The organism is Novosphingobium guangzhouense (assembly GCF_002896965.1).
GTDB lineage: Bacteria > Pseudomonadota > Alphaproteobacteria > Sphingomonadales > Sphingomonadaceae > Novosphingobium > Novosphingobium guangzhouense.
Genome location: NZ_LYMM01000087.1, coordinates 1 through 6,805, shown reverse-complemented (window position 1 = coordinate 6,805; position 6,805 = coordinate 1). Strand labels below are relative to the sequence as shown.

Annotated in this window: 12 protein-coding genes; 3 read left to right on the top strand and 9 right to left on the bottom strand. The window is 61.4% G+C overall.

The features are described 5' to 3' along the window. Together A8V01_RS28845 and A8V01_RS25595 are read left to right on the top strand one after the other, a co-directional pair. Window positions 1-342: hypothetical protein (locus tag A8V01_RS28845; RefSeq protein ID WP_211295196.1), on the top strand; the 342-nt coding region annotated here is incomplete at its 5' end. After that, on the top strand, window positions 335-604 hold the full coding sequence (locus tag A8V01_RS25595) for a hypothetical protein (protein ID WP_103099082.1): 270 nt from the start codon (window positions 335-337) through the stop codon (window positions 602-604). The genes A8V01_RS28845 and A8V01_RS25595, both read left to right, overlap by 8 nt. 24 nt (window positions 605-628) lie before the next feature. On the opposite strand, the gene A8V01_RS25590 is transcribed toward A8V01_RS25595, so the two are convergent. Next, window positions 629-1,144: a hypothetical protein gene (locus tag A8V01_RS25590; protein ID WP_103099081.1), complete on the bottom strand. Its 516-nt coding sequence runs from the start codon at window positions 1,142-1,144 to the stop codon at window positions 629-631. An 18-nt stretch (window positions 1,145-1,162) separates the two neighbouring features. Next, window positions 1,163-2,302: a hypothetical protein gene (locus A8V01_RS28405; RefSeq protein ID WP_146037391.1), complete on the bottom strand. Its 1,140-nt coding sequence runs from the start codon at window positions 2,300-2,302 to the stop codon at window positions 1,163-1,165. 141 nt (window positions 2,303-2,443) lie between these two features. Here A8V01_RS28405 and A8V01_RS25580 point away from each other — a divergent pair, with 141 nt between their 5' ends. Further along, on the top strand, window positions 2,444-2,674 hold the full coding sequence (locus tag A8V01_RS25580; protein ID WP_103099084.1) for a hypothetical protein: 231 nt from the start codon (window positions 2,444-2,446) through the stop codon (window positions 2,672-2,674). A gap of 792 nt (window positions 2,675-3,466) precedes the next feature. Here A8V01_RS25580 and lysC read toward each other — a convergent pair. From lysC to A8V01_RS25550, 7 genes are all read right to left on the bottom strand, one after another. Beyond that, window positions 3,467-3,739, bottom strand: a complete 273-nt coding sequence (gene lysC / locus A8V01_RS29845) for an Rz1-like lysis system protein LysC (RefSeq protein WP_425437359.1) — start codon at window positions 3,737-3,739, stop codon at window positions 3,467-3,469. Then, entirely contained in the window at window positions 3,666-4,058 is a 393-nt protein-coding gene (locus A8V01_RS25575) for a hypothetical protein (protein WP_146037390.1), read from the bottom strand. The genes lysC and A8V01_RS25575 overlap by 74 nt, the downstream gene beginning before the upstream one ends. Further along, complete coding sequence (locus tag A8V01_RS25570) at window positions 4,055-4,420, bottom strand: phage holin family protein (RefSeq protein WP_103099078.1); 366 nt, start codon at window positions 4,418-4,420, stop codon at window positions 4,055-4,057. Before A8V01_RS25570 ends, A8V01_RS25575 begins: the two co-directional genes overlap by 4 nt. Before the next feature lie 16 nt (window positions 4,421-4,436). Then, entirely contained in the window at window positions 4,437-5,087 is a 651-nt protein-coding gene (locus tag A8V01_RS25565) for an N-acetylmuramidase family protein (protein WP_103099077.1), read from the bottom strand. A 15-nt stretch (window positions 5,088-5,102) separates the two neighbouring features. Beyond that, on the bottom strand, window positions 5,103-5,276 hold the full coding sequence (locus A8V01_RS28835; RefSeq protein ID WP_170066073.1) for a hypothetical protein: 174 nt from the start codon (window positions 5,274-5,276) through the stop codon (window positions 5,103-5,105). A gap of 20 nt (window positions 5,277-5,296) precedes the next feature. Next, window positions 5,297-6,484, bottom strand: coding sequence for a hypothetical protein (locus A8V01_RS25555; RefSeq protein ID WP_103099075.1), 1,188 nt, complete (start codon window positions 6,482-6,484; stop codon window positions 5,297-5,299). A 14-nt stretch (window positions 6,485-6,498) separates the two neighbouring features. Beyond that, window positions 6,499-6,805: FAD-dependent oxidoreductase (locus A8V01_RS25550; protein ID WP_146037389.1), on the bottom strand; the 307-nt coding region annotated here is incomplete at its 5' end.

The following is a 6,805-nucleotide window of genomic DNA, read 5'->3' as shown; positions in this document are numbered from 1 at the left end:
AGCGAAGGGGCAGGCAGCATGAACGAGGATTTATGCCACCGCCGCCTGTATCGGTCACCCTATCTGGTGATCCCGCGGCTGGCCCTGCAGGCGATGCCAGACGAATGGCAGGACCGGCTTGAGGCCCTCCTGAAGGAGGCGGACGCAGCTGGGCTCGACTGCCCGCAATATCAGGTCTTCCGCGATGATGGGCCGGGAAGCGAATACACTCGCGCCCGGGTGGTCAATGAAGCAACAGGGTTCGTGCGCCTCGTGCGCGGCAGCGATGATCCATGGGCGAACTACAAATACGGCGACGTGCGCAAGATCTGCCCGACGTTCAAGGATAGTCGTCATGCGTAACTGGCAGGTCGCAGCGCCGGAGTGGATCGCCCGCATCCACGCGCAGATTCCCGACGCGACCCCGGCCGATCTGCGCAAGGCCCTGCGCGCTGCCGCCTCGGATTTCCATGGCGGCACATCTTGGGGCAAAAAGGTATGGGCCAAGCACTGCCGGATCTACCTGGCCCGCATAACTGGCCGAGGGGACTATCGCTCAGACGGGAAAGAGACGGTGTGGCCGGCCGACATAATCTTCCCGTGGCGAGGAAATAGTCGGGCATAGAGTGGCTCGTTAGAGGCGATTACGCTAGGTATGCCCGTAGATTCGTCTACGGGCCTCGGCCACGATGACGGCTCGATTGTCCATCAAATCAAAGCGAGCGCGAGAAGCCTTCAAAGCGGTTTGAACATCTGCCGCTTCATCGACCAAGGTTCGGAGGGTCGCCAAACCTTCCATGTACGCATCGGCGTTCCCGGTCCCGATGACTTGGGCCAAACTCTGAGTGGCTGCTACATGAGCGGCAATAGCCTGGCGAGCCTCCTTACGTCCCTCTCTGACGCCTTCCTTATCAAGGATGCTGTCTGAGAGCTCTGTTACGCTTGCGTCGACCTTCGAACCGGTGACTATGAACTCCTGCACGGCGGCAAGGTACTGCTGCTGCAGCATTGCTTCGGAATTCAGCTTGGCTGTAAATAGGTACGTGAACCATGCCGCTAAAAGACCGCCGACGGCGGCAGTCGCGAATCCACCAAGTATCAACTTGAGGTATCGCTTGGCCCGGTCAGGCGTAAGCCACGGGGAAGAAGGGGCTGCGGAAGCCATAGGGGTACTATCTACCCTTTAAGGGACGGACTTCAAGGTGGCATTCGTCGAGACGAGAGCATTGTTCTCGGCGCGTTTGACCAGCTGTCCAGACTTTTCAATGCGCTGTTCGCCCAGCGCGGTCTTCATCGCGTTCACATCTTTTTCGACCGCCACCTCAACGGAATGATCGCCCGCGCCGACGTGCTTCAGCTTGACGGTCACCGCATTCTTATCGACCACCTCTGCGCTGCAACCACTTAGGGCGAACAAAGCCATAAGTGAAAGCGCGAATGGCCCTACCGTTCGGACGAAAATTTCTCCCGGCGACTGAATATCTATCTTCAGCTCAGCGGCTTCGCTTGCCGGAAGCGTTTCGAGGCCAAGATCCGCCAAGCTGGCGTCGAGTCGCGGATCTCCATTCCTCAGGGAATTGCGCAATACGTCCATGGCGTTGAGCCAGGTACCAACGACCGCGGAATCTTCCGCAGTGAACCGTTCTTTCTCAGTGCGAAATTCCGCAGTGTACGCACCATCATAAACGAAGTTGCCGTAAGCGTGCCGATACACCTCCTCCTTGAGATTTCGAGGAATAGTGAAGACCGCAGCACGGGAATGTAGAACACTTATCAGGTCTGGCGTGAGTTCGGTTTTGGAAACGGACGTCAGCCACTTTACTCGACGACCGAAGAAAGTGCCTTCGTATTCCCCGTCTCGTGCCTCTACCCGAGATATTGATCCTGCCTCGGTCAGTATCTCACCAATTAGCACATGCTCCTTCCAGCCGTCAGGAGGCACTATGATGAGATCACCGTGATTCGCTTCGTTCCATAGGCGGTTGGCAAAGGTCAACACGCCCCGATCCTGCTTGTTTACCCCTTGGGTCGTTTGTTCCTGATTGCCGCGAGCTCGGCTCGCCAGTTCACGTTCCCAGCGGTCATCCGCGATCCGCTTTAAAACCTTCTCGTCGGTCCAGTCGTCCGGCACGTCACCGAGCTCTTCCAACCCGCGAATGTCCGGAAAAATAGTGTTAGCGTCACGAACTGCCCTGTAAAAACGATGAGTTTTACCAGCGCTCGCTTTCCATACTCGATGCCCCTGCGGGAGGACGTAGGCATCCAACTCGACCACAATAGCGGGTGCATCAGGTGCGCTTGCAGAAACAACTTGATCAGACATCAGTAACCCCCGTTCCGCACAGGGATTATTATGCGAGGTCAAAGCGGTCAATATCACCGGTCCAACGCCCACCTTGCAAATTAGAACAAATGTGGAACATGTATGGACGTCTTCGGATGATTCGGGACAACTGGAATGGACATGGAGCAGGAAACCGGCATCTCGCGCGGCCAGCCCTTCGGGGCATGGCTCGTGTCGCAGACGGCTCGCGGCGGGTTCATCGGCCAGATCGCCGAGGCAGCCGCTGGGGATCGCACGTTCCCGCGCGCTGGTGACGTGGAGGCCGCGAAGAAATGGCTGCAGGGCCGCCGGGCCAGCGGTGACGACTGGGAGGCGCTCGAAGACGCCGAGCTCGATTGGCTTTCACTATGAGTGCCGAGGTTCACATCTTCCCGCGCGAGGGCTTCCGCGTCCGATCCCCGTGGAATGACGGGACGACTATCCCGTTTCGCGGCTTCGCAGGCTGATCGCTGCGCCGCTATGCAGCCGTGATCGAGGTTATCAGGCCCTTGGACGTGGTGATCTTGATCCCCGCCACAGTGTGCTCACCATCCGCCACCGGCGAAACTTCGGCGATGTCAGTCAAGGCAGCGTTTTCCGGCTGCGCGCCGATGCCGCGCGCAACAGAATCCCGCACTTGGTAAGGCAAACCAAAGGAGGGCGGCAGCGATCCTGATAGACGCAAAAAGGCCCGAACCTATGGAGAAGTCCGGGCCTTAGTGTTTGAAGGGCATCGCATGATGCTCATTCAGGGTCGCGGAGACAGCGTAGCGGAGAAGTGCGATGCTGGCCAGAGTGGCGATGTAAAATGCTGTTTCGATGTTCCCGCTCTGCTTCGGCATCGGGCTTCGGTGCGCGGCACCAGACGCGGACTAGGTATCTGGTCGATATGCGGCGAGCGGTGGAAGCCCGCCAACTCTCAAGCAATCCTTGACGGTTGACGGCCGGCTCTGGCAGACGCCAACCGCTGCGGCGGCGCTTGGGCCAGCCCCTTGTCAACTCGCTCTATACGCCGTCGCAGCGCCTTGCCCCGCCTTGGCCATAAGAAAGGCCCGGCGCTCAGGTGAGGTCCGGGCCAGTTATCGCGTGGGCTAAAAGCCCTTCGGGTCGCAAGTGTTGGGTACAACATTGAACATGCTCTGAAAATAGCAAGTTCGCTCATCCCTATTTTTCACCACGCGCCCCTGCATCATGATCCCGGATCGCATCGACCTTCGCCGCGCACAGCTTGAACGCCTTGATGTAGATGCCACGGCTTTCGATCACCGAGGCGATAGTCTCCTGCGGCACGTCCTGCACGGTGCAGCGCTCCATCAGGCCAGCGGGGATGCCCTGATAGGCGGGTCGCGGTGCCGAGACGATCCTATCGCTGCTGTTCGAGCAGCTTGCGAAGATCGGCAGGCAGGCGCTGAGCCATAAGGCGGCGAACTTCCGCATTGCTTGTCTCCAGTTCCTTGAGTTGTGCCGAGGCTGCGACGTTCTGCCCCTCGATCAGCGCCAGCTTGTCCTGGAGCAGCAGGGTGTTGCGCTGTTCCAGATCGCGCAGCCGGTCCTGTCGGGCAGAGTGCGCGGCCCATTCCTTGTTTGCCTCCACCAGCGCCGTGATGCGTCCATCCTTCACCGCGATCTGATCATTCTGGCGCTGGATGTGCATCCACCCGATGATGGTCGCGCCGATGCCGCAGACGGCCAGCACGCCCACCATAGCGAACAACTCGGATTTCCACGGGGCCAGTAGGTTGAGAAGCCACTTCATGGCCGTTCCTCCTCTTGGGCCTTCGCGGCCCGCACGCGCTTGTCGGTATTCGCGCGCAGTTTGACGCCAAGGCGTTCATAGACGATGCGTTCCAGCAGCCGGATGGAGACGTTGGCGCCCAGCCACCCGAAGACGCCGACGATCGGCCCGGTCCACAGCGGATCGATCTTCATGGCCTGGCACAGCAGCATGACGATGAAGCCGACGAAGCCCGACGACACCGCCTCACTGACGGCGCGCCACCCGTTCAACGGATTGCCCTTATCGTGCTCGCGCATGACGTAGCCCAGCAGGCCGCCAAGCGCGGCGAGGATGGTATAGCCCGCCGCCGATAGCCAGTCGGACAGGTTGAAATGCTCCATTACGCCCCCGCATCCTTCACGCCATCGCTGCCGCTAGTTTCGTATGGTACTTGTACGTCTCGTAGCCGGGGCCGTTGTAGGCGCGCGCGAAGGCCCGGCAGTCGTCGGGATCACGGCTCAGGGCGCGCAGGGCATCGGTTAGGCCGTTCTTCTCGATGTAGCGGGCGAGCAGTTCGTAATGCGCAGCCTCGCCCTTCACGGTGGACAGGGCCAGCGCGTAGGGGCTCGCATAGCCAAGCTTCGACCAGTGCAGACCGAGCACCTGAAACTTGCCCCACGAGCACGATCCGAACGCGGCATCCGGGTCTTTTCCACAAGCCATCCCCAGCTTGTCCCAGCTATCCACGGCGTATCCACCGGCCGTGGCGTCGCTATAGGCCGAGGGCGACCACTTGCCGCCGGTCTGGCGGTGGAACAGGTGCCGCTCGAACAGGATCTTGGGACGGCCGAACTTGTCGAAGCCGCCACCGCTGCTTTCCACCGTGGCGACGGCAGCGATCTGATTGACCGTGCACCCGAGGCGCGAGGCAAAGGCGGCGATATCCGCCTGCGTGACGGCCAGTGCATTGAGGTTCGTGAACCGGGCGAGCAAAGCGGCGCGGCTGATGGGTCCGAAGATGCCATCGGCCTTCACGCCGAGAGCGGTTTGGAGGTCTTTGATGGTCATGTCGATATCAGCCTTTCAGTCCCACTCTTCCATGTCCGCGAGATCCTCAGCCCACGCATGCAGGGCGGCCCGCTGCCCGACACTGAAAGTCCCCCATATGTCCCGGATTTCCTCGGGAATGTGGTTGCGCCAATCATGCACCTGGCGTGCCTCACCCCACTGCGGGTGGACGTAATCTGGCTCGGACATGCCCGTTTCCTTTTCCGCGTTCATGCCGACACCAGACCGGGCTTCCAGATGTCGAGCACCCGGTTCATGATGGTCTGGCGCAGGGAAGCATTTGCCGGCGCTGCCAGATCGGCGAGAACCACGATCGGCTCGCCCTCGTCGCCACACAGGCCACCCGTCGGCCCGCTGCTGGGAAGGCCCGCTGCGCCCAGGCGCAAGCGCTTCGCCCCGACAGTCGCATTGATGCGGACGAAAGACCCTGCGGGCGCCGTGGCGACAAGCTGCCCGTCCACCCAAAGCGTGGGCTGACCATTCTCGACGGGAATGGTCATCATGGCGACATGCCACTGGCCATCGCGATAATCGACGGTGCTGGAGATGCGCTTGGCATCGCCCTCATAGTAGGCGCTGAGAGCGCCGGGAGTCAGGTAAGTCTCGGTGCTGTCGTGGACGCGCAGACCCCAGTACCGCGCGTTGGCGACGGTATCGCGGATCGTTGCCTGATTGAGCTGAGCGCCGAAGAGGAAGCCGCCCGAGTTTGGCTGGCCATTCGGGCCACTCGGCAAAGGGCAGCGGAAGGGCTCGATGAGGGAGAACGGCGCGTTGCCGTTCGGGATGATCGGCGCAATGGGATTGAGTTCCAGCGCGCCATTGTCGGCTACGAATGCGGCCGCGAAGGTAGCGCCAGTCCCGCTGCCACTGGTGGCCGTCTGAGACAGCAAGCCGGTCGGCTGCGACGTGAAGGCACCGGGGTTCGTGATCGTGAAGTTACCCTGACCCGATACGCCGGAGAATGCACCGGTCGATCCGGTGTACGCCAGCACCACACCGTTCTGCAGCGTCACCGTGTCACCGGCTGCATAGCCAGAGCCGGTGGCACGCGTGGTGACACTGGCGAGTGTGTTCGTCACGCGCTCCAGCGTCTCCCCGGCATGGTTGGTGCCGTATCCGAAGCGCAGGAACTCGCGATCGAGGGCGTCGTCGTGGAGCATGGCCGGGGCCTTCTTGCCCGCGCCAGGCGCAAACGCCTGCAGGTCGAGACTGGACTTCCACATGAACGGTAGCACCGAACCATCGGCCACGCCTTCCATTGCGCCACGGCTGCCCGGCCACCATCCCGAGATGATGCCGCTCTTGAGCAGGGCGACCTCGACAGGATCGATGACGGCGCGCGGCACCTTTTCGTTGCTGGATTCGGAGGCGTTGAAGAAGACGGTAGCAGCGGCCATGAGAACGCTTCCTTTCAGTGAATGATGGAGCCGAGCGCGACGAGGCGCTGTTGCAGGAGGGCGATGGGCATGTCCTCGGCGCGGCGGCCGGGGTTATCGACGAGCCATGCCGCGATCTCGCCAGCGGCTTCACCGCAAACGCCGTAGGCCATTTCGAGGCGGCCGGGTGCCCATGCGCCGTGCGTCATCGAGGCGCAGACCGGGACGATCAGGTTGGCAATCTTGAACTGCTCGTGCGGCAGGATCATCTCGACCGGGATTTCATAGGCCGCCGTGTGGTCGGTGACGTTGGCGGGCGTACCTTCCTCGCGCAGGCGATCG

Coding starts and splice junctions, on each gene's coding strand:
- A8V01_RS25595 (WP_103099082.1), top strand. CDS start 335: ATGCGTAACTGGCAGGTCGCAGCGCCGGAGTGGATCGCCCGCATCCAC.
- A8V01_RS25590 (WP_103099081.1), bottom strand. CDS start 1,144: ATGGCTTCCGCAGCCCCTTCTTCCCCGTGGCTTACGCCTGACCGGGCC.
- A8V01_RS28405 (WP_146037391.1), bottom strand. CDS start 2,302: ATGTCTGATCAAGTTGTTTCTGCAAGCGCACCTGATGCACCCGCTATT.
- A8V01_RS25580 (WP_103099084.1), top strand. CDS start 2,444: ATGGAGCAGGAAACCGGCATCTCGCGCGGCCAGCCCTTCGGGGCATGG.
- lysC (WP_425437359.1), bottom strand. CDS start 3,739: ATGCGGAAGTTCGCCGCCTTATGGCTCAGCGCCTGCCTGCCGATCTTC.
- A8V01_RS25575 (WP_146037390.1), bottom strand. CDS start 4,058: ATGAAGTGGCTTCTCAACCTACTGGCCCCGTGGAAATCCGAGTTGTTC.
- A8V01_RS25570 (WP_103099078.1), bottom strand. CDS start 4,420: ATGGAGCATTTCAACCTGTCCGACTGGCTATCGGCGGCGGGCTATACC.
- A8V01_RS25565 (WP_103099077.1), bottom strand. CDS start 5,087: ATGACCATCAAAGACCTCCAAACCGCTCTCGGCGTGAAGGCCGATGGC.
- A8V01_RS28835 (WP_170066073.1), bottom strand. CDS start 5,276: ATGTCCGAGCCAGATTACGTCCACCCGCAGTGGGGTGAGGCACGCCAG.
- A8V01_RS25555 (WP_103099075.1), bottom strand. CDS start 6,484: ATGGCCGCTGCTACCGTCTTCTTCAACGCCTCCGAATCCAGCAACGAA.